Below are 20,968 nucleotides of genomic sequence, written 5' to 3'. Positions count from 1 at the left end.
CCGGGGCGTAAGCTGAGGCGACCCGTCCCGGAACCTCCTGGCGTGAGGAAGGCGATGCCTCTGCCGTCCATCCACGACTTCACCGCCGAAGCCGCCGACCCCGCCCATTACGCGGCGCTGGACGGCGACTGGTCGCTGGCCGTCGCCGACGTGGTGGCGAGCACCCGTCTGGCCGCGGAGGGGCGGCATCGCGACGTGAATTTCGTCGCCGCCGCGGTGGTCGCCGTCCTTTCCGAGGCGGTGCGGGAGCCGGAGCAGCTCCCCGCCTGCCAGTTCGGCGGCGACGGCGCCATCGCCGCGGTTCCGCCGGGCCGCCGGGCGGCGGCGGAGCAGGCGCTGGCGGCGCTCGCTCATTGGGCGACGACGGAGATGGACGTGCCGCTGCGGGTCGGCCTCGTGCCCGTGCGGGCGCTTCTCGACGAGGGGCTGGAGGTGCTGGTCGCCCTGCAGGATTTCGGCAACGGCGATGCCTTCGGCCTGTTCCTCGGGCGGGGGGTCGCCGCGGCGGACGCCTGGGTGAAGGCCGATCCGCGCTGGCGGCTGGAACCGCGGCCCGGTCCGCTGACCGGGCTGGACAGCGTGTCCTGCCGTTGGAACCCGGTGGACAGCGGGCGCGGCGTGATCCTGTGCGTGATCGTCGACCCGCTGCCCGGTGGTGGTCCGGGGCTGTCGGTGCTGGCCCGGGTCCAGGCCGACATCGAGCGGATCGTACCGACCGCCTCGGCGGCGCCGCTCGGCATGGGGGAGCGGCTGGCGGTGCGCTGGCCGCCCTCCTGGCGGTCGCTGTGGCTGGAGGCGCGGACACGCCCGCGCGGCCGGCGGCTGGCCTGCGCCCTGTCGATTCTCGGGAAATCCGCCCTGCTCGCCGCGATGCTGGGGGGCGGCTGGCGGCTGGCCGGCTTCGATCCGGAGCGCTACCGCCGCGGCATGGCGGAGCGGTCGGACTTCCGCAAGTCGGCGGGTGGGCCGCGCCTCGTCCTGGACGTGACGGAGGGGGAGGCCGGCGCCATCGAGGCCATGCTGGCCAGCCACGCGGCGGCGGGGCGCATCCGCTACGGCACGGCGCGCGCGTCGGCGTCCACGGTGACCTGCCTGGTCGGCGACCTCGCCGCCGACCGGCATGTGCATTTCGTGGATGGGGCGGACCTCGGCTTCTGGCGGGCCTCGGTCATGCTGAAGCGGATGGCGGAACGGGAGCCGTCCGCTCAATAGCTCCCGCGGCTCAGCAGGCGGCGGCGGGATTCCGCCTCGTCCACCGTCACGATCTCGGTGCCGACCGGCCACAGGGCCAGCAGGGCGAGCTTCAGATGCGCCCAGGCGAAGGGCAGGCCGATGATGGTGATGGCGAGGCCGACCGCGGCCACCAGATGGCCGAGCGCCAGCCACCAGCCGGCCAGCACGAACCACAGGATGTTGCCCAGCGTGCCGAGCAGGCCGGTGCCGATGTCCTCGCGGCCACGGAACTCATCCCTGCGGACGGCGGTTTGTCCAAAGGGCAGCAGGGTGTACCAGGCGATCGTGACGGCCGACCGCGCCCACGGAATGCCGACGATGGTGATGACCATCAGGATGGCCGCGAGAAGCCATCCCGCGGCCATCCAGATGCCGCCGGTCACCACCCACAGGATGTTGAGAAGAAGGCTGAGGAAGGGCATCGGGTGTTTCTCCTTTTGCCCGCACATGTGGGGATGGTGGGCGGCTTCGCCCAGAGGAGGGATCGGCGAAAGTGGCGTATCGAAAGATTCAGCCCCTCCCGGCTTCCGGCGGCTTGAATGCCCTCCGGAAAAGCCACAGATCGAACGAGGGACCTTTGAGCAAAAAGCGGTTCCGCAGGGAACCGGGGTCCGCGCCGCACGCCATCCAGGGTATCACCGGATCGGAGGCCGCATGAACGAGGTCCAGAACCACGAAGAGTCCACCGACGCCGCCGTCATGGGCGACGACGCCGAAAGCATGGCGCCGGTGGTCACCGCCATTCTCGGCACCGCCATCGCCGCGGCTCTCAAGCGTGCCGGCACCGCGGACGTCGCCCACGGGGTGATCGCGGGGTTGCGCCTGCTGCGCTCCGCCGCGGAGTCGGAGGCCGGCTACACCATGGGGGCGGCCATCGATACCGCCATCCGCACGCGCCTGCTGGTGGAGAACCTGTCGGCCCTGCGCACCACCGGGTCCGCTCCGACACCGGTGCCGCTGCCCGAACCGGGGCCGGGGGTGGCCGTCGCGTCGGCCATTTTCGTCAGCGCCGCGGAATCCTGCCTGACCGTCAACGCCCATGCCGAGGACAACGGGCCGCTGGAGATGGCCGTCTTCGCCTTTTCCACGCAGTTGATCCAGCAGCTCGGCGGGTCGCCGGACTGGCGGGATCTGATGCGCGAGTTGCACCGTCCGTCCGAGCCGCGCGACGACCGTCCGGTCGAAGCGCTCCCCGACGGCAACACCATTCACTGACGTTCCAAGGTCATTGTGCGGGTTCCGCCAGGAATGGCGGGACTGCACAACAATTGGGGTAAAAACCTGCGATTTTCGTGACTTGCAGCCACCGTTCGCGCCATTTCGGGCCTTTTTATGGTACGGGACAAGGCTGCGAACCCTCCATTAGGCTCCCTGTCAATCGGCGGAGACGATCTCCGCGACGTGTTCGGGAATCGGGGAGCGGAGCCTTGACCATACACAGCAGCGCCGGGCGGCCCGCGGGAGCCGCGTTCGGCATCGTGCCGTCGTCGCCCGGCGAGGCGCCAACCGCACGCTGCGGCGCATCGCGGGAGGTGGGGCCGGGCTGCATCGTCGCCGGCGATCCCGCCGGACGGCGCATCATCCTGATCCACGCGACGTCCAGCGAATCCAGGGCCTGGACCCGCCTGCTGCGCGCCGTTCCGGCGGGGCAGGAATGGGTGGCGGTGCCGCGGCCCGATCCGGCGCCGATCAGCGGTGCCTCCCGCCTGCGTGGCGGCGACCCCGGCGTGCCGGCGGCGGCGCTGCGTCCGCTTCTGACGCTCCGCCGCTCGCGCAAGCCGCTGCTGATCGGCAGCGGCGGCGGCGTGCCGGTGGCGTTGCGGGCCGTGCTGGATTTTCCGGAGTTGGTGGGCGGCCTTCTGCTGATCGACCCGATGGCCGAGGAAGCTGCCCGGCCGGGCGTGTTGCGCCGCATCGCCGCCCGCATCCTGCCGCCGGTCGTCCGCGACAGCGCGGCGGAGCTTCAGGCCATGGCGCCCGCGCTCGACGCGGTCCGCGTGCCGGTCACCCTGGTGCAGGGGAAGGACATGCCGGACGGCGTTCCGGGCGCGTCCTTTCTGGAACAGCGTCTGACCGGATGCCGCAACCTGACCGTGGTGACCGTCCCCGGCCAGCAGGTTCTGCCCGCCAAGCACGAATCGGCCATCCGCGGCGCTCTGGCCGCGTTGGTCGCTTCGGTGGAGCGGGGAGGGGCCTGAGAGAGGAACAGGTCTTAAGGGGGGCGGTCAGAAACCGTTCGCGGTGATCGCCGCCTGGGTCCGGTTGCGCACGCCGAGCTGGCGCAGGATGGCGGTCACATGCACCTTCACCGTGCCCTCGGTCAGGCCCAGCTCATGCGCGATCTGCTTGTTGGACTTGCCGTCGCGCAGGCGGTTCAGCACGTCGCGCTGGCGCGGGGTCAGCTGGTCGCCCGCCCCGTCCGCCAGGGAGCCCAGCGGATCGGCGTCCGCCGCGCCGTTGCCGGCGTGCGGCGCGCTGTCGGTCATCCGGTCGCCCCGGATCGCCTGTTCCGGCAGATAGACGCCCCCGGCGAGCACGAGTTGGAGGGCACCCATCAGCACCTTCGCGCTGCTCGACTTCGGGATGAAACCGGCGGCTCCATTCTCCAGCGCGGCCAGCAGGTCCGACCGCTTTTCCGATCCGGAAACCACGACCAGCAGCGCCTTGGGAAGCCGCTGGTGGATGTCGCCGAGCAGGGAGAAGCCGTTCCACCCCGGCATGCCGAGATCCAGCAGGATCAGGTCAAAGGCGATGGCGCCGTCACACAGGCGGCGGACGTCGTCGAACGTCCCCGCTTCGTGAAACACCATGCTGTCGTCCGATTGGGCGAGCAGACGCCGCAGCCCGTCCCGGAACAGCAGGTGATCGTCGGCAAGCAGAACGTTCAGGGTCGGCTTTTCCGCGCTGGATTCCATGATGCTCATCGTGTCGGGGCTGCGATCCAACCAAATTCGGAACGTAATGCGGAAATAGCCATCATCATTTCGAGGCGGAAGAGGGCCTTTGGTCCTATGGCGCACCACTTTTGGCATGCCGTTGCACTCAAAACGGGTGCTCCGAACGCCACGACGCCGGCCGCGGGATGGCGCGGCCGGCGTCGTGGGTGCCGGGAAAGCAGAACCGCAAGGATGGGTCAGACCGCGCCGGCGCTGACCCCGGCGGCTTCCGCCGGCTGATCGCCGATGCCGTTGTTCAGCGCCCAGATCGCAGCCTGGGTGCGGTTGGAGGCGTTGATCTTGCGCAGCAGGCTCTTCAGATGGACCTTCACCGTCGCTTCCGTGATGTGGAGGTGGTTGGCGATCATCTTGTTGGAGTTGCCGCTCAGCAGGCAGCGCAGGATCTGGATCTCGCGCTGCGACAGGCCCTTGCGGCGGGCCGGAACCTCAGTCGCCAGCTCCTCGCTGCGGCCGTTGATCAGCAGCTCGGCCAGATGGGTGGGGAACACCTTCTCGCCCATCATCACCAGCTTCAGCGACTGCATCAGCGCTTCGCAGGCGATGTCCTTCATCAGGTAGCCGTGGGCGCCGGCGCCGAGCGCGCCCGACAGACGGCGGGTGCACAGGTCGGTGGTCAGGATGACGACGCGGATGCCGGGATGGCCGTCGCGCAGGGCGCGGAGCTGGTCGGCCTCGTCCTCGCCGCCGTTGATGAGGTCGATGAGGATCAGGTCGGGCTGGGTGCCCGCCGCCTCGACCGCGGGGACGCCCTCACGCAGGGTGCTTGCCTCGCCCATCACCTTGAAGGGCGTGTTCTCGAACAGACGCTTCATGCCTTCGCGGAAGAGCTTGTTCGCGTCGATCAGGAAAACGTTCACGGGGTCCATTGTTCCTACCCGCCCTCTGCTTGTTTCAATTCGGTCGTTCGTCTGGCGCCTCCGTGGACATCCGGTCCGGGGGGAGGGCCGCTCTCCGCGGCTGTCCGTTTGGTTCCGGGGTGCCACGATCTGATTGGACCTTACCCCGGATTTGCGGAACAGAAAATTTCCCCAAAGGAAAAATTATGTCTCGCAATGGGCATATGCCCTAAGCCGAAATAAGACAAACCGTCCGACGAACCATTCACGAATGTCTCACCGGGAATAATCAATCTGACCTGAATTCGGTTCAGCCTGTGATTTGTCTGTGACTGCGGGTGATTCTTGGGCTTCTATGGCCGATGTGACTTCGGGCCATTGTGATAAGACCGGCGTCATGGTGTGAGTCATAGTGCCGGCCGCGCGTATCCCGGCCCATGGGCCTAGTTCCATGCCCATTGGCGGGGTGCCCCGGTCGTTCCGTCAAGGGAAGGGGTTCGATGCGCCGGGGGGCGTGCTATATACGGTGTCCTCTTTCGATGAAGGGCGTCTCCCGACCGCGGGGGAGCCCGCCCAGGAATTCCGGTGCCGCATGTCCGACCCCTACGCCTACGACGATCCGCTGGGCCATGATCCCCTCAGCCAGGCGGGCGCCCCGGCCACCGCGCCGGCGCAGCGTTTCGCCTATCTGGACGGGCTGAACCCCGTGCAGCGCGAGGCGGTCGAGGCTCTGGACGGCCCGGTGCTGGTGCTGGCCGGCGCCGGCACGGGCAAGACGCGCGTTCTGACCACCCGGCTGGCCCATCTGCTGATGACGCGCCGCGCCGCCGCCTTCCAGATCCTGGCGGTGACCTTCACCAACAAGGCCGCCCGCGAGATGCGGGAGCGCGTCGCCCATCTGATGGGGATCGAGCCGGAGGGCTGGTGGCTCGGCACCTTCCACGCGCTGGCCGCGCGCATCCTGCGCCGCCATGCGGAGCTGGTGGGGCTGAAGTCCAACTTCACCATCCTCGACACCGACGACCAGATCCGCCTGATCAAGCAGCTTCTGGAGGCGGCGAACGTCGATTCCAAGAAGTGGCCGGCGCGGCAGGTGCTGGGCGTGATCGAGCGCTGGAAGGACCGCGGCCTGACCCCGGACCGGCTGAACGAGGGCGACGGCGGCGACGTGGCCGGCGGGCGGGTGGTGGCGCTCTACCGCGCCTACCAGGAGCGGCTGCGCACGCTGAACGCCTGCGACTTCGGCGATCTCCTGCTGCACAACATCACGCTGTTCCAGAAGCACCCCGACGTGCTGGCGGAATACCACCGCAAGTTCAAATACATCCTGGTGGACGAGTATCAGGACACCAACGTCGCCCAGTATCTGTGGCTGCGCATCCTCTCGCAGGCCCAGAAGAACATCTGCTGCGTCGGCGACGAGGACCAGTCGATCTACGCCTGGCGCGGCGCGGAGATCGGCAACATCCTGCGCTTCGACGCCGACTTTCCCGGCGCCAAGGTGGTCAAGCTGGAGCAGAACTACCGCTCCACCGGGCACATCCTGTCCGCGGCCTCCGGCCTGATCGCCAACAACAAGGGGCGGCTCGGCAAGACGCTGTGGACCCAGGCGGACGGCGGCGAGCCGGTGCGCGTGCGCGGCGTCTGGGACGGCGAGGAGGAGGCCCGCTGGGTCGGCGACGAGATCGAGGCGCTGCAGCGCCAGGGCGTCTCGCTGGCCCAGATCGCCGTCCTGGTCCGCGCCGGCTTCCAGACCCGCGAGTTCGAGGAGCGCTTCATCACGCTGGGCCTGCCCTACCGGGTGATCGGTGGCCCGCGCTTCTACGAGCGGCAGGAGATCCGCGACGCGCTGGCCTATCTGCGCGTCGTCAACTCGCCCGACGACGATCTGGCCTTCGAGCGGATCGTCAACGTGCCCAAGCGCGGCGTCGGCCCGGCGGCCCTGCAATGCCTCTATCAGGCGGCGCGGTCGCGCGGGATGCCGCTGACCGAGGCTGGCTGGGCGCTGACCGAGACGGACGAGCTGAAGCCCAAGGTCCGCGGCGTGATGCGCGGCCTGCTTCAGGACTTCTTCCGCTGGCGCGCCCTGTCGGCGACCATGCCGCACACCGAACTGGCCCGCATGGTGCTGGACGAGTCCGGCTACACCCGCATGTGGCAGGAGGACAAGACGCCCGAGGCGCCGGGGCGGCTGGAGAACCTGAAGGAACTCGTCACCGCCATGGCGGATTTCGAGAACCTGTCGGGCTTCCTGGAGCATGTCGCGCTGGTCATGGAGAACGCCGAGGCTGCCGGCGTCGATCAGGTCACGGTTATGACCCTGCACGGCGCCAAGGGGCTGGAGTTCGACATGGTCTTCCTGCCCGGCTGGGAGGAGGGCGTATTCCCCAACCAGCGCGCTCTGGACGAGACCGGCATCGCCGGACTGGAGGAGGAGCGCCGCCTCGCCTATGTCGGGCTGACCCGGGCGCGCAAGCGGGCCTACATCAGCCACGCCGCCAACCGGCGGCTCTACGGCAACTGGGTCAGCGCCATTCCCTCCCGCTTCGTCGAGGAGATCCCCGGCGACGACGTCGAGGCGGAGGCGGCGAGCGGCCTCTACCCCGGCGGCAACGCTGGCGGGGGATTTGGCGGGGGAGGGAGCTTCCGCGACTCGTCGAGCTACGCCGCCTTCCGCGCCGGCCAGCAGGCGGCGGGCCGGCAGCAGCCCCCGTCGCCGCGCACCATCACGCTGGACAGCGGTTCCTATCAGGTCGCCCCGCGCGCGCGTCCGAACGCGCCCTTCCCGAAGGGAGCGCGGGTGTTCCACCAGAAGTTCGGCTACGGCACCGTCACGGCGGTCGACCAGGACAAGCTGGAGATCGACTTCGACCAGGCCGGCAGCAAGAAGGTGATGGACAGCTTCGTGGTGCCGGCGGAGAAGGCGGGCTGACGCAGGCGGGATGGTCGGGGCAGGGTGACCGATTGCCGCAGCGTCCCGCCGCGGTGACGGTCGTCACAGGTTCGGCGGCGGCGTTCGGCTACTGGTGGGTTCCAGACATCGCACCAACAGCCACGGAACCCGCCTCGTGTTCGGCAAGAGCAGCACCGCCTTCGAGGTCCAGATCCGCCGTGAGGGCCGCTGGACGATCGAGGGGACCTACGACGACGAGCGCCGGGCCCTGGCCTCCGCCCGCAGTTGGCTGGCGGTCAGCGGGGTGGAGGAGGTCAAGGCCATCAAGTTCCGCTCGTTGGCTGGGCTGTCGCTGGAGACGGTGATCTTCCAGAAGGCCGTTCCGGTGGTTAAGGACAAGCCGATGACGCTGGGCGGCACGGCGGAGGGGGCGCCTTATTGCACGGCCCCCGGCGATCTTTACGGGTTCGAGTCGCGGGTGGTCACCGGCCGGCTGCTGCGCCCCTTCCTCGACAAGTTCCGCATCACCCCGACCGAGCTTCTCCATTCCTGGACCTACCTGCGCAAGCTGGACGAGCAGGGACTGCTGCTGGGCGCGGCGCTCCAGGCGGCGGCCCGCCACCACGCGGACCGGCATGGCGTCGCGGTTCCGGCGCGGGCGCGCGAGTTGCGGGGTTTCGCCGAGGCGGTGATGGCCCGCGCCCGCGACTTCCAGGCCGAGCGCAAGGCGCTGCCGGCCTTCGACCCCGCCGACCTGTCCCGGTCCAGCCGCGCCTTGGCGGCGGCGGTGGGGGAGGAGGGGCACGACTTCGCCTTCCTCAGCCAGCTCACCCTCCATCTGGCCGACCGCAATTCGCTGGCCGGCAAGCTGGAAATGCTGCTCGACCTGATCGGGCCGGACGTGGAGCCGCGGCACCTCGCTGTGCTCGACGGGGTGATGGCCGACGCGCTGGGTTCCGCCGAGCTGGTGAAGGAGCTTCTCGGCGCGCAGCCGAACCTCGCCTTGGGGTTGTGCGCTCTGGCCGACCTGATCCTGGGCCGCGACCCGCAGCCGAAGAGCGAGCCGGTGAGCCCCCTGCTGGCCCACATCGGCGCGTTGATCGTCCAGGGGCGCGCACCGTGCTGCCGCGCCGTTCTGCTGGAGCGCATCCAGCAATCACTGAACGGCACCCAGCCGCTCGACCGCCGCGACCCGAAGAAGGAGGCGCTGCTGGCCGACCACCTCGCCACCCATCTGCGCGATCCGCAGGGGCGCCTGCTCGGTGGTGCCGAGGCGGAGAAAGCGCTGGCCCGCCGCCTGATCCGCCACCGTCAGGCGATCCTACGCGAACAGGGGATGCACGACATCGCGGACCGGCTGTCAGGACGGTGAGGGAGTGTTGGAACGGGCGAGGGGATACCACGAAGACACGAAGGCACTAAGAATTTCACGAAGGATGTTTCCGCATGGATGAGGCCGTATCTCCCGCGCTGAACGCCTTATCGCGCGAGGTGGTGGATGCGGGCTACACGGTTCACAGCCGTCTCGGGCCGGGGTTGCTCGAATCCGTGTATGAGGCATGCCTTGCCCACGAACTGTCCAAGCGTGGCGTTCCGGTCAAGCGTCAGATGATCGTTCCCGTCTTCTATGACGATGTACGCATCGACGAGGGGTTTCGCATCGACATGCTGGTCGATGATGCAATCATCATTGAGATCAAGGCGGTCGAGCACACCCTGCCGGTCCATGAAGCACAGCTTCTGACCTATCTGCGGATGACCGGGCATCGTCTTGGCTTCCTGATGAATTTCAACGTCCCGCGCTTCAAGGACGGTGTTCGACGCAGGGTGTGCTGATCCGCCGGGTCCGCTTTGTGAAAATCTTTGTGTCTTTGTGTCTTGGTGGTAAAACCGCCGCCGTCGCGACGATTTTCCCCGATAGCGGATGTCCTCCATGTCATCTTCCAAGCTCTGGCGCATCGCGCTCGTCATTCCCGAAGCCCACGCCCCCGCGTTCGCCGAGGCGATTGGCGATCATGCCGACGCGGTGTCGACCTTCGAGTTGGAGGAGCACGGCGACTGGCTGGTCGAGGCGACGGTCTACGGGCAGCCCGACGAGCCGCGGCTGAACGCCCGCGTCGCCGTTCTGGCCGAGGCCATGGGCATCCCCGAGCCGAAGCTGATCGTCGAGGAACTGCCCCTCATCGATTGGGTGTCGCACAGCTATCAGGGCTTTCCGCCGATCCAGGCCGGGCGCTTCTTCGTCCACGGCTCCCACCATGAGGGGCTTGTCCCGGCGGGCAGCATCCCGCTGCTGGTCGACGCCGCCACCGCCTTCGGCACGGGCGAGCACGGGTCGACCAAGGGCTGCCTGATGGCGCTGGACCGGTTGGCCCGCCGGATGACGCTGCCGCACCGCGGGCGGGGCGGGGCGCTCGACATGGGCTGCGGCTCGGGCATCCTGGCGCTGGCGGTGACCAAGCGCTGGCGGGTGCCCGTCACCGCCGTGGACATTGACCCGGAGGCGGTGCGCGTCACCCGCGTCAACGCCGCGCTCAACGGGGTGAAGGCCCGCATCCGCTCGCAGGGCGGCGACGGCTACCACACCGCCGTGGTGGGCAAGCACAAGCCCTACCGCCTGATCACCGCCAACATCCTGGCCCGTCCGCTGGCCCGCATGGCGCCGCAGCTGAAGCGCCATCTGCAGCGCGGCGGCGTGGCCGTTCTGGCCGGCCTGCTGAACCGGCAGGAGCGCCACGTCATCCAGGCGCACCGCACGCAGGGCCTGCATCTGGTCGCGCGCATCCCGGTCGGCGAATGGACCACCCTTGTGGTGAAGAGGCCGAAGCGGAAGGCCGTAAAGGGCTGAGGCCCCTGGATTTCGGTCCTCCCGTCGCCATCTCCTTTCGGACAGATGGACGACTCGCGGAGGACCGATGCTGAACCGGATCAGGGCGCTGTTCCAGGATAACGACCCCGGCGACGACCGCCACAGGCTGGAGGCCGCCGCCGCCGCCCTTCTGGTCGAGGCCGCACGCACCGACAACACCATTTCCCCGGCGGAGCGCGAGCGCATCCTCGACGTCACCCGCCGCCACTTCCATCTGAGCGAGGAAGAGGCGCAGGACCTGCTGTCCGCCGCCGTGTTCGACACGGAAGGCGCCTCGCCCTACTACCGCTACGTCACGGTGATCAACGACCATTGCCCGCCGGACAAGCGGCTGTGGATCATCGAGATGCTGTGGGAGGTCGCCTACGCCGACGGCGAGCTGAACGACCTGGAGGCCAACCTGCTGCGCCGCATCGGCGGCCTGCTGCATGTGCCCGACGTCGATCGCGGCCTCGCCCGCAAGCGCGTCCTGGAGCGGCTGGGCCTGCCCGACGATTCCGGGCTGTAGAGGCTTCGGTCTTTCACGCGGCTATGCCCATTCCCGCGCTTGCGCGGTGCGGCATCCCTGCCTAGCCTGTCGCGGTCGGCTTCACCGGATGAGGATCAGCCCCCGTGTCCAGCGCTTACCGCGGCGACGAAACCCTGGCGCAGCTTCTGGCCCAAGCGGGCCTGTCCCAAACCCCCGCGGACATCCGCAGCCTCGTCGCCGGGGTGCTCGCCGCGCCGGAGGGGGAAGACCCCGACGGCTGGATGATTCTGGTCGGGACGCGGCTTCCGGAGGATCTCGCCGGTCAGCTCCGCGCCCTGAAGGCCGACCTTGCCGACGGCCGTGTCGCCGAGGCGCCGGATTACGCCTCCCGCATCGCCGCCCTGCGCGGCGTCCTGGCGCGCGCCGACCTCGACGGCTTCATCGTTCCGCGCGGCGACGAGCATCAGGGCGAGTATGTGCCGCCGCGGGCCCAGCGGCTGGCCTGGCTGACCGGATTCACCGGGTCGGCCGGCCACGCCATCGTGGGGCGGCAGCGCGCCGCCATCTTCGTGGATGGGCGCTACACACTCCAGGTCCAGGCGGAGGTGTCGGGCGATCTCTACGAATACCGGCATCTGGTCGACGATCCGCTGACCGAATGGGCGGGGGACGCGCTGCCGCGCGGCGGACGGCTCGGCTACGATCCGTGGCTGCACACCGCCGGCTGGGTGGAGCGCACCCGCCAGCAGCTGGAGCGCATCGGCCTGTCGCTGGTGCCCTGCCCGGACAACCCGGTGGACCGCGTGTGGACAGACCAGCCCCCGCCCCCGCTCGCCCCGGTGGTCGCCCAGGACATCGCCTTCGCCGGGGACAGCGCCGCCGACAAGCGCGCCCGCATCGCCGGCGACCTGACGCGCAGCGGCATCGGCGCCGTGGTGCTGACCCAGCCCGACTCCATCGCGTGGCTGCTCAACCTGCGCGGCGCCGATGTGCCCTGCACGCCGCTGCCCCTGTCCTTCGCGATCCTGAAGGACGACGGGCAGGTGGACCTGTTCATCGACCGTCGCAAGCTGGCGCCGGGCGTCGAGGCCCACCTCGGCAACCAAGTCGCCGTGCGTGCCCCGGACGAGCTGGGCGCCGCGCTCGACGGGCTGGGGCGCGAGGGGCGCAAGGTGTTGGCCGACCCGGCCGGCACGTCGGCCTGGATCTTCGACCGGCTGCACATGGCCGGCGCCAAGCTGGAGCGTGACCCCGACCCCTGCGCCCTGCCCAAGGCCTGCAAGAACGAGGCGGAGCTGGCCGGCACCCGTGCCGCCCACGCCCGCGACGGCGCGGCGCTCGTCCGCTTCCTGCACTGGCTGTCGCAGGAGGCGCCGTCGGGCACCGTGACGGAGATCGCGGCGGCGGAGCGGCTGCTGGCTTTCCGCCGCGCCAACGACCGCTTCCGCGGCCTCAGCTTCGACACGATCTCCGGGGCGGGGCCGAACGGCGCCATCGTCCATTACCGCGTCTCGGAGGCGACCGACCGCCGGCTGGAGCCGGGCAGCCTGTTCCTGCTGGACAGCGGCGCCCAGTATCAGGACGGCACCACCGACGTGACGCGCACCATCGCCATCGGCGCGCCGACCCCGGAAATGCGCGAGCGCTTCACGCTGGTGCTCAAGGGCCACATCGCCGTCAGCACGGCGCGCTTCCCGCGCGGCACCACCGGGTCGCAGCTCGACACACTGGCCCGCCTGCCGCTGTGGTCGCTGGGTCTCGACTACGACCACGGCACCGGCCACGGGGTGGGCAGCTACCTGTCGGTGCATGAGGGGCCGCAGCGGATCTCCAAGGTGCCGAACAGCGTGGCGCTGCAGCCCGGCATGATCCTGTCCAACGAGCCCGGCTACTACAAGACCGGCGCCTACGGCATCCGCATCGAGAACCTGATCGTCGTCCAGCCGCTCGAACTGCCGATGGCGGAACGGCCCATGCTGGGGTTCGAGGTGCTGACCCTGGCCCCCATCGACCGCAATCTGGTCGAGCCGGCGCTGCTGACCCAGGCGGAGATCGCCTGGCTGAACGCCTATCAAACGCAGGTGCGCGAGGCGCTGGAGCCACGGCTTGCGGGTGATGGGGATGTCGAAGTGTCGCATTGGTTGAGACAGGCGACATCCCCAATCATCGTCTGAGGGAAGTGGCCGGGGATGTACCTTTGCCGGCGGGTGGACGGCGCACGGGGCGAGAATCAGCCCGTGCGTTCGACTGTGAAATCTGGCAAGGTCCCCACCCGGCGCAGGGACATGTCTGATCGGACCGCCGCCGGACGCGCGTCCGTGCCTTCAAGCGATGCCTCATCGCGTCGTGGCGCGGCGGAAATTCGGCGGTCTTGGTAACCCGATATTTACGGGCGTACGTCACTGTGGCCGTGAGGGATGACTTTTCGGCAGACTTAAGGCATCACAGTCGGACCAGACCGACCTCGGCGCACGCCATGCCGCGCCGGGCGGGCTGAACGCCGGGCCGGGGCCTAGCAACGGAAGAATGCGGAGACGCGTAGATGAAGATCCTTGTCGTCGATGACTACGCCACCATGCGGCGCATCGTGCGGAACCTCCTGACCCAGATCGGCTACACGGACATCGACGAGGCCGGCGACGGCGTCTCGGCCCTGCAGAAGCTGCGCGAGAGCAAGTTCGGCCTCATCATTTCCGACTGGAACATGGAGCCGATGACCGGCCTGCAGCTCCTCAAGGAGATCCGCGCCGACGCCAAGCTCGCCTCGACCCCGTTCATCATGGTCACCGCAGAAAGCAAGACCGAGAACGTGATCGCCGCCAAGCAGGCCGGTGTGAACAACTACATCGTCAAGCCTTTCAACGCCGATACCCTGAAGCAGAAGATCCAGGCCGTCATCGGCGGGTAAGGAGTGGTTGGGTTGGATCAGCTTCCGCAGCTTTCCGAGGAAGAGTTCGACCAGATCGAGGAAGCGATCGCCCGCACCACAAAGGGGCGAGCCTTCCTGCGCCGCTTCCACCGCCGGGCCCATGGGGCCGCGGCGGAGGAGGTGCGCAAGATGCTGTTGGAGTTCCGCAACTCCTGGCATCAGCAGAGCGAGGTGGTGGAGGCGGCCAAGCACGTCGAGGTGCTGCGGCTGGAGCTGATGGAGATGGCGGCCTCCATCGAGCAGGCGCGGCGCGAGGTTGCAGCCCTGCGTCCGCCCGACGGCGGCGGCGACAAGATCACCTCGGCCACCAACGAGCTGGATGCCATCGTCATCTCGACCGAACGCGCGTCCTTCGAGATCCTGAACGCCGCCGAGCGGCTGATGGACCTGTCGGGCAAGCTGAAGGCGGATGGCGCCGACCCCGGCCTGTGCTCCGAGATCGAGGGGGAGGTGACGAACATCTTCACCGCCTGCTCGTTCCAGGACCTGACCGGCCAGCGCACCAGCAAGGTGGTCAACGCGCTCCGCTACATCGAGCAGCGCGTCAACGCGATGATCAACATCTGGGGTGTCGAGAAGCTCGCCGGCCTCCAGATCGCGCAAGAAAACACGGACACCCGGCCGGACGCACACCTGCTGAACGGTCCCCAGCTCGACGGTCTCGGCGTCAGCCAGGCCGACGTGGACAGCATGTTCGACAGTCCGGCGATGGCGGCATCGCCTCCGCCGCCGGCTCCCGAACCGCCACCCGCGCCCGCTCCGGCTCCCACCCCGGCGGCCCAGACCGGAGCCAAGGCGAGTCAGGCCGACATCGACAGCCTGTTCGACAGCCCGGCCCCGGCCCCAGCTGCTCCGGCGAAGGCCAGCCAGGCCGACATCGACAGCCTGTTCGACAGTCCGGCTCCCGCCCCGGCCCCGGCCGCGGCGCCACCGGCTTCCGCCCCGGCTGCGGCCCCCGCCGCCAAGAAGCCGGTGCCGAAGCCCGCCTCGGCGGCCAAGCCCGTCCCGAAGCCGGCGGCCCCCAAGCCGATGGACAAGCCGGCCGCGGCCCCACCGCCCGCGGCGGACGAGCCTCCGGCGCCGCTCGATCAGGCGGCCATCGACGCCCTGTTCGGCTGACCTCACGGTCAACAAGACGGTCCGGCGTCGGATTTGTGAAGAGTTGCCGCCGCGCCAATCGGCTGGCGAATTGGGACGTGAAGTTTGTTATGACGATCGTCGCCCGCCGGGCCGATGCCGGCCTTGGCGGGCAGTCCTGACCAGACGGGCCGGCGTGCGCGGATGCCCCGGACGTCCACTCGGAAAGAGGCGCAGCCCGCATGAGGAATCTTTCGAAACCCTTCATGGCGGAGCTTCAGAAGGCCCGCCGGACCGGCAATCCCTATCAGGCGGTGGTGGATGACGCCACCGCCCTGGCGCCGGCGCTGGCGTCGCTGCCGTCCGGCCCGGTCGCCGTGGACAACAGCGACGTCATCCGCGCCATCGGCGACCTCGGCGCGAAGCTCGACCGCTTCCTGACCATGGACGCCCAGCAGATCGACCAGATCCAGGTCGAGATCGCCGACATCTCGGGCCGGATCAAGGCCACCAAGGTGGAGATGGCGGCGATCCGCCACCCGCTGGCCGGCGACGACAAGTTCGTGCAGGCGTCGCAGGAACTGAACGCCGTCGTCTCGGCGACGGAGGCGGCGACCAACACCATCATGGCCTGCGCCGAGGAGCTGGAGGAGGTCGTTCACGAGCTGAAGTCGTCGCTGCCGGAGGGCTACCACGCCGACCGCGTCAACGACATGAACGACGTGATCGTCCGCATCTACGAGGCCTGCAACTTCCAGGACCTGACCGGCCAGCGCATCACCAAGGTCGTCCGCGCCCTGTCCTTCATCGAAGAGCGCGTCGACGCGATGATGAGCCACTGGAACAAGCGCGAGTTCGAGGCGATGCCCCTGCCGCCGACCGTCACCAAGATGGACGAGACGCTGGAGCTGCACGGCCCCGCCGACCATCAGGAGATGGGCAACATCAGCCAGGCCGACATCGACGCGCTGTTCGGCTGATCGGCCCCCCTGTTTCGCCCCCGTCCCGGCCCCCGTTCCGGAGCGTCCGGCTGCATGATGGCGGCGAGGTTCGAAATTTGTTCGCCGAAGCGGCTTGCCGCCCCCGCGCCCCGGCGTGCTATATAGGGCCAACTTCGAAAGCATCGCGACGACCATGCCCTGCCGTTTTTCCCGTCTGCCGCTTGCGGCCCTCCTCCTGGCTTCCGCCCTGACCGCCTGCTCCTCGACCAAACCCGAGGACCAGTATGTCGAGCGCCCGGCCGAGCAGATCTACCAAGAGGCCGACGCCGCCATGCGGGAGGAGCGGTTCAAGGTCGCCGCCAAGCTCTACGACGAGGTGGAGCGCCAGCACCCCTATTCCGAATGGGCGGGCAAGGCACAGATCATGGCGGCCTACGCCCATTACCAGGATCTGAAGTACGACGACGCGATCCTGGCGCTCGACCGCTACATCCAGCTTCATCCGGGCAGCCCCGACGTCTCCTACGCCTACTACATGCGGGCGCTGTCCTATTACGAGCAGATCACCGACGTCCGCCGCGACCAGCGCATGACCCGTCTGGCGCTGGACGCGCTGTCGGAGGTCGTGCGCCGCTTCCCGGACAGCCAGTACGCCCGCGACGCCAAGATCAAGATCGACCTGACCAACGACCATCTCGCCGGCAAGGAGATGGAGGTCGGGCGCTTCTATCTGAAGCAGGGTCAGTACACCGCCGCCATCGGCCGGTTCCGCATGGTGATTGAAAACTACCAGACCACCTCCCACGTCCCTGAGGCGCTGCACCGGCTGGTGGAGTGCTATCTGGCGCTGGGAATCACGGACGAGGCGAAGACCGCCGCCGCCGTGCTCGGCCACAACTTCCCCGGCAGCGAATGGTACACGGACAGCTACGCACTGCTGGTGGACGCCAACGTGCGTCCGGAGCGAAACGAGAAGTCCTGGATCAGCAGAGCCTGGAGCTCCCTGTTCTAGGACGATCCATGCTGGCGTCGCTGACGATCCGGGACGTCGTCCTGATCGAACGGCTGGGGCTGGGCTTCCGCAAGGGCCTGTGCGTCCTCACCGGCGAGACCGGTGCCGGCAAGTCGATCCTGCTCGACGCGCTGGGTCTGGCGCTGGGGGCGCGGGCCGATTCGGGCCTTGTCCGCCACGGCGCCGATCAGGCGTCGGTGACGGCGGAGTTCGATCTGTCCGGCGATCATCCGGCGCTCGCCATCCTCAGGGAGCAGGGGCTCGACCCCGAGGAACGGCTGGTCGTCCGCCGCACCGTCAGCGCCGACGGGCGCAGCCGCGCCTGGGTCAACGACCAGGCGGTCGGCGTCGGCCTGCTGAAGCGGCTGGGGGAGGAGCTGGTCGAGGTCCATGGCCAGTTCGACACCCACGGCCTCCTGAATCCGCAGACCCACCGCACCGTGCTGGACGCCTACGCCGGCCTGTCGGCCCACGCCACCCAGGTCGCCGCCGCCCACCGCGCCTGGAGGCAGGTCGAGGACGCGCGCGCCAACGCCGCCGCCGAGATCGCCCGCGCCCGCTCGGAGGAGGAGTATCTCCGCCACGCCGTCGCCGAGCTGGACGCACTCGCCCCCAAGGCCGGCGAGGAGGAGGAGCTGGCCGAGACCCGCGCCGTGCTGATGCACCGGGAGAAGCTGGTCGACGCCCTGAACACTGCCTATGGGGAGCTGTCGGGCGACCGCGGGGTGGAGCGCGCCCTGTCCTCGGCCATCCGCACACTGAGCCGCATCGCCGACAAGGCCGCCGGCAAGCTTGACCCGGTCATCGCCGCGCTCGACCGCGCCGCGACCGAGGCGGGGGAGGCCATCGCCGGCCTCCAGGCCGTCTCCTCCGACGTGGACATGGACCCGCAGGCCCTGGAAAAGCTGGAGGAACGGCTGTTCGCTCTGCGTGCCGCGGCCCGCAAGCACGGGGTGGACGTCGATGCGCTGGCTCCGCTGCGCAAGGACATGGCCGACCGGCTGCTGCTGATCGAGGACCAGGGCGATCTGCTGGCCCGTCTCGCCCGCGAGGCGGAGGTTGCCCGCGACGCCTACCGCAAGGCCGCCGAGTCGCTGAGCCGGGAGCGCCAGCAGGCCGCCGGGCGGCTGGACGCCGCCGTCGCCACGGAACTCGCCCCGCTGAAGCTGGAAAAGGCGAAGTTCCGCACGCTGGTCGAGCCTCTGGCCGACGAATCGGACTGGACCGCCGCCGGCATGGATCGCGTGGCCTTCCAGGTCGCCACCAACCCCGGCTCGCCCCCCGGCGCGCTGAACAAGATCGCGTCCGGCGGTGAGCTGGCGCGCTTCATGCTGGCGCTGAAGGTGGTGCTGGCCCAGACCTCGACCGTCGGCACGCTGGTGTTCGACGAGGTGGACACCGGCATCGGCGGCGCCGTCGCCGCCGCGGTGGGCCAGCGTCTGGCGACGCTCGGCAACGGGCTTCAGGTGCTTGTCGTCACCCACAGCCCGCAGGTCGCCGCCCGCGGCTCCATCCACCTCAAGGTGCAGAAGTCGGTGAAGGGCGAGCAGGTGACGACCGGCGTGGTCGAACTGGACGGCGACGACCGCCGCGAGGAGATCGCCCGCATGCTGTCCGGCGCCACCGTCACCGCCGAGGCCCGCGCCGCCGCCGACAGCCTGATCGCCGGGCGGGGGTAGAGGAACGCCTCTGTCCCCTCTCCCCCGGAGGGGAGTGGGCTACAACCCCCGTCCAGGTCACAGCAATCGCCCGCAGCGGTCATACGGCGGCCACAGAAAAACACGCATAGTCCAGCCTAACGCGTCCGGAAACGGGCGCCGTTCGCCCAAGAACGAACAAGGTTGGCAAGATGTCGAACAGCTCCGCTTCCGCCGGCAACGTCGTCGTGATCGACAGTGGCCTGTCCTCCGCCTGGAGCACGGGCCGGCTGGTCTACCAGCATGACTTCTACGGCAACGACAACGACGTCATGGTCGCCAACGCGAACACGCACGGCGCCCTCGTCACCGCGGAGATCCTGGAGAACGCGCCCGACGTCGGCATCATCGCGCTGAAGGTCATGCCCGACGACGGCAGCGGCGCCAGCGAGGCCAACATCGAGAAGGCCCTGCAGTGGGTCGTCGCCAACGCCGACGCCTACAACATCACGGCGGTGAACCTGTCGCTGGGCGGCGGGGCGCAGACGACCGCGGCCACCACCTCGATCTCCGACGAGCTGGCCGCTCTCGCCGCCAAGCGCGTGCTGACCGTGGCCGCCGCCGGCAACAGCGGCGACGGCGGGGCGACGCAGAGCGTGTCCAGCTACTCGGCCGACGTGAACCAGATCTGCGTCTCGGCCTCCACCGGCGACGGAGCGTTCCCGTCCTGGGCGCAGCGCAGCCCGTCCCTGACCGATGTCTGCGCCGACGGCACCGACGTGCGGATCACCAATCTCTCGGGCGTCACCTACACCGCAAACGGCTCCTCCTTCGCCGCCCCGGCGGTTACCGCGGCGGTGGCGCAGGCGCAACAGGCGTGGGTGGAGCAGACCGGCAGCCGGCTGACCCAGGCGGAGTTCCTCGATCTCGCCCGCAGCACCGGCAAGGCCATGGGCACCGCCGGCTATTTCGAGCTGGACACCGACGCCCTGCTGGCCAAGATCGCCCAGTCGGCTCCGGTCCCCACGGCGCAGAGCGCCACGACGATCACCGTCAACGCCTCCGGCGCCCCGGCGGGTGGGGTGAACGCGCATTTCAAGCTGCTGGTGGACGGCAAGACGGTGGGGCAGGCCACGGTGGATTCGGCGGCCAAGGATTACAGCTTCACCACCAACCTGACCGCCGACCAGGCCCATAAGGTCCAGGTCCAGTACGACAACGACGGCTTCGTGAACGGGCAGGACCGCAACCTGTTCGTCAACACGGTCACCATCAACGGCACCGCCCACAGCCCGACCGCCACCAACGTCACCTACGACAAGGGCGCTCTCGACGGCAAGGACGTGGTGAAGGGCCAGTCGTCGATGTGGTGGGGCGGCACGCTGGTGGTCGATGCTCCGGCGAAGGATTTCCCGGCTCAGGATGCGCCTGCCAACACGACGATCACGGTCAACGCCTCCGGTGCCGCGGCGGGCGGGGTCAACGCCCATTTCAACCTGCTGGTGGACGGCAAGGCCATCGGCGGCGCCACCGTCGGCACCGCGGCCAAGGATTTCACCTTCGCCACCAACCTGACCGCCGATCAGGCGCACAAGGTGCAGGTCCAGTACGACAACGACGCCGTGGTGAACGGCCAGGACCGTTCGCTGTTCGTCAACACGGTCACCATCAACGGCCACGCCGTCGCTCCCACGGCGTCGAACGTCACCTACGACAAGGGCGCGCTCGACGGGAAGGACGTGGTGAAGGGGCAGGCCGGCCTGTGGTGGAACGGCACGCTGGTGGTCGACGCCGGCAAGTCATGGTTCCCCTCCGCCGGGACGGCCGCTGTGGCCTCGGCCCTGTCCACGGACGGGCAGGACACCGTGTGGCAGCACCTTGTCGCCCAGGGGCTGGAGGCTGCGGCGCCGGTCCATGCGGATGCCGCCTTCGCCATGGCGGACGTCGGCCTGACGGCGGATGCCTATGCCCACGCCGCGCTGATGGACCATCATCCCGACCCGCTGCACCCGTTCGACGCCGCCTGAGGCGGGACGCCCGTCACGCCGCCTGGCGCAGGGGCATCATGTGTGGCAGTGACCTGTCCGGCGCGGCGCGCAATTCCTCCGTCGTCCC

18 protein-coding genes are annotated in these 20,968 nt (G+C 69.2%); 15 read left to right on the top strand and 3 right to left on the bottom strand.

Annotation, left to right across the window (positions count from 1 at the left end; translation table 11 throughout):
- The first annotated feature begins 54 nt into the window (after positions 1-54).
- Entirely contained in the window at positions 55-1,212 is a 1,158-nt protein-coding gene (locus JJL56_RS05655) for a DUF3095 family protein (protein ID WP_145622631.1), read from the top strand.
- On the opposite strand, the gene JJL56_RS05650 is transcribed toward JJL56_RS05655, so the two are convergent.
- Entirely contained in the window at positions 1,206-1,655 is a 450-nt protein-coding gene (locus tag JJL56_RS05650; RefSeq protein WP_109068111.1) for a YccF domain-containing protein, read from the bottom strand. The two genes, JJL56_RS05655 and JJL56_RS05650, sit on opposite strands and share 7 nt — an antisense overlap.
- 232 nt (positions 1,656-1,887) lie before the next feature.
- On the opposite strand from JJL56_RS05650, the gene JJL56_RS05645 reads away from it, so the two are divergent.
- Positions 1,888-2,448, top strand: a complete 561-nt coding sequence (locus JJL56_RS05645) for a hypothetical protein (protein ID WP_145622627.1) — start codon at positions 1,888-1,890, stop codon at positions 2,446-2,448.
- Positions 2,449-2,660: 212 nt separating this feature from the next.
- A complete protein-coding gene (locus JJL56_RS05640; RefSeq protein ID WP_200484495.1) occupies positions 2,661-3,431 on the top strand; it encodes an alpha/beta fold hydrolase in 771 nt (256 codons plus the stop codon).
- A gap of 27 nt (positions 3,432-3,458) precedes the next feature.
- Here the strand turns inward: JJL56_RS05640 and JJL56_RS05635 are convergent, their stop codons facing one another.
- Entirely contained in the window at positions 3,459-4,121 is a 663-nt protein-coding gene (locus JJL56_RS05635) for a LuxR C-terminal-related transcriptional regulator (RefSeq protein WP_145623322.1), read from the bottom strand.
- A gap of 245 nt (positions 4,122-4,366) precedes the next feature.
- The gene (locus tag JJL56_RS05630) at positions 4,367-5,056 is read right to left on the bottom strand and encodes a LuxR C-terminal-related transcriptional regulator (protein ID WP_145622623.1); all 690 of its coding nucleotides are present in this window, start codon (positions 5,054-5,056) and stop codon (positions 4,367-4,369) included.
- Between the two features lie 562 nt (positions 5,057-5,618).
- Between JJL56_RS05630 and JJL56_RS05625 the strand changes: the two genes are divergently transcribed.
- The 12 genes from JJL56_RS05625 to JJL56_RS05570 all read left to right on the top strand — a co-directional run bounded on the left by JJL56_RS05625 (position 5,619) and on the right by JJL56_RS05570 (position 20,880).
- Positions 5,619-7,958, top strand: a complete 2,340-nt coding sequence (locus JJL56_RS05625) for an ATP-dependent helicase (RefSeq protein ID WP_200484493.1) — start codon at positions 5,619-5,621, stop codon at positions 7,956-7,958.
- A 94-nt stretch (positions 7,959-8,052) separates the two neighbouring features.
- Positions 8,053-9,291, top strand: coding sequence for a hypothetical protein (locus JJL56_RS05620; protein WP_247890434.1), 1,239 nt, complete (start codon positions 8,053-8,055; stop codon positions 9,289-9,291).
- Positions 9,292-9,365: 74 nt separating this feature from the next.
- The gene (locus tag JJL56_RS05615) at positions 9,366-9,755 is read left to right on the top strand and encodes a GxxExxY protein (protein ID WP_145622618.1); all 390 of its coding nucleotides are present in this window, start codon (positions 9,366-9,368) and stop codon (positions 9,753-9,755) included.
- A gap of 97 nt (positions 9,756-9,852) precedes the next feature.
- Positions 9,853-10,767, top strand: coding sequence for a 50S ribosomal protein L11 methyltransferase (locus JJL56_RS05610; RefSeq protein WP_145622616.1), 915 nt, complete (start codon positions 9,853-9,855; stop codon positions 10,765-10,767).
- A gap of 67 nt (positions 10,768-10,834) precedes the next feature.
- Positions 10,835-11,296 (top strand): tellurite resistance TerB family protein, encoded by a 462-nt coding sequence (locus JJL56_RS05605; protein WP_145622614.1) that lies wholly within the window; start codon positions 10,835-10,837, stop codon positions 11,294-11,296.
- Between the two features lie 104 nt (positions 11,297-11,400).
- Positions 11,401-13,431, top strand: coding sequence for a M24 family metallopeptidase (locus JJL56_RS05600; RefSeq protein WP_200484491.1), 2,031 nt, complete (start codon positions 11,401-11,403; stop codon positions 13,429-13,431).
- A 368-nt stretch (positions 13,432-13,799) separates the two neighbouring features.
- The gene (locus JJL56_RS05595) at positions 13,800-14,165 is read left to right on the top strand and encodes a chemotaxis response regulator CheY (RefSeq protein ID WP_014241240.1); all 366 of its coding nucleotides are present in this window, start codon (positions 13,800-13,802) and stop codon (positions 14,163-14,165) included.
- A gap of 3 nt (positions 14,166-14,168) precedes the next feature.
- Positions 14,169-15,305, top strand: coding sequence for a protein phosphatase CheZ (locus JJL56_RS05590; RefSeq protein WP_200484489.1), 1,137 nt, complete (start codon positions 14,169-14,171; stop codon positions 15,303-15,305).
- A gap of 200 nt (positions 15,306-15,505) precedes the next feature.
- Entirely contained in the window at positions 15,506-16,243 is a 738-nt protein-coding gene (locus tag JJL56_RS05585) for a protein phosphatase CheZ (RefSeq protein WP_145622607.1), read from the top strand.
- A gap of 154 nt (positions 16,244-16,397) precedes the next feature.
- A complete protein-coding gene (locus JJL56_RS05580) occupies positions 16,398-17,216 on the top strand; it encodes an outer membrane protein assembly factor BamD (RefSeq protein ID WP_145622605.1) in 819 nt (272 codons plus the stop codon).
- Positions 17,217-17,224: 8 nt separating this feature from the next.
- Entirely contained in the window at positions 17,225-18,895 is a 1,671-nt protein-coding gene (gene recN, locus JJL56_RS05575; RefSeq protein ID WP_200484487.1) for a DNA repair protein RecN, read from the top strand.
- A 170-nt stretch (positions 18,896-19,065) separates the two neighbouring features.
- The gene (locus JJL56_RS05570; RefSeq protein WP_247890433.1) at positions 19,066-20,880 is read left to right on the top strand and encodes a carbohydrate-binding domain-containing protein; all 1,815 of its coding nucleotides are present in this window, start codon (positions 19,066-19,068) and stop codon (positions 20,878-20,880) included.
- Positions 20,881-20,968 lie beyond the last annotated feature (88 nt).

This window comes from Azospirillum aestuarii, assembly GCF_016632405.1.
Classification (GTDB): domain Bacteria; phylum Pseudomonadota; class Alphaproteobacteria; order Azospirillales; family Azospirillaceae; genus Azospirillum; species Azospirillum aestuarii.
Note: the sequence above shows the minus strand (reverse complement) of the source record. Positions and strands in the feature narration are given on the sequence as shown.

Excerpts from the sequence above, each read along its gene's own strand:
- JJL56_RS05655 (WP_145622631.1), top strand. The coding sequence starts at position 55 with ATGCCTCTGCCGTCCATCCACGACTTCACCGCCGAAGCCGCCGACCCC.
- JJL56_RS05650 (WP_109068111.1), bottom strand. The coding sequence starts at position 1,655 with ATGCCCTTCCTCAGCCTTCTTCTCAACATCCTGTGGGTGGTGACCGGC.
- JJL56_RS05645 (WP_145622627.1), top strand. The coding sequence starts at position 1,888 with ATGAACGAGGTCCAGAACCACGAAGAGTCCACCGACGCCGCCGTCATG.
- JJL56_RS05630 (WP_145622623.1), bottom strand. The coding sequence starts at position 5,056 with ATGGACCCCGTGAACGTTTTCCTGATCGACGCGAACAAGCTCTTCCGC.
- JJL56_RS05625 (WP_200484493.1), top strand. The coding sequence starts at position 5,619 with ATGTCCGACCCCTACGCCTACGACGATCCGCTGGGCCATGATCCCCTC.
- JJL56_RS05615 (WP_145622618.1), top strand. The coding sequence starts at position 9,366 with ATGGATGAGGCCGTATCTCCCGCGCTGAACGCCTTATCGCGCGAGGTG.
- JJL56_RS05610 (WP_145622616.1), top strand. The coding sequence starts at position 9,853 with ATGTCATCTTCCAAGCTCTGGCGCATCGCGCTCGTCATTCCCGAAGCC.
- JJL56_RS05605 (WP_145622614.1), top strand. The coding sequence starts at position 10,835 with ATGCTGAACCGGATCAGGGCGCTGTTCCAGGATAACGACCCCGGCGAC.
- JJL56_RS05595 (WP_014241240.1), top strand. The coding sequence starts at position 13,800 with ATGAAGATCCTTGTCGTCGATGACTACGCCACCATGCGGCGCATCGTG.
- JJL56_RS05585 (WP_145622607.1), top strand. The coding sequence starts at position 15,506 with ATGAGGAATCTTTCGAAACCCTTCATGGCGGAGCTTCAGAAGGCCCGC.
- JJL56_RS05580 (WP_145622605.1), top strand. The coding sequence starts at position 16,398 with ATGCCCTGCCGTTTTTCCCGTCTGCCGCTTGCGGCCCTCCTCCTGGCT.
- recN (WP_200484487.1), top strand. The coding sequence starts at position 17,225 with ATGCTGGCGTCGCTGACGATCCGGGACGTCGTCCTGATCGAACGGCTG.
- JJL56_RS05570 (WP_247890433.1), top strand. The coding sequence starts at position 19,066 with ATGTCGAACAGCTCCGCTTCCGCCGGCAACGTCGTCGTGATCGACAGT.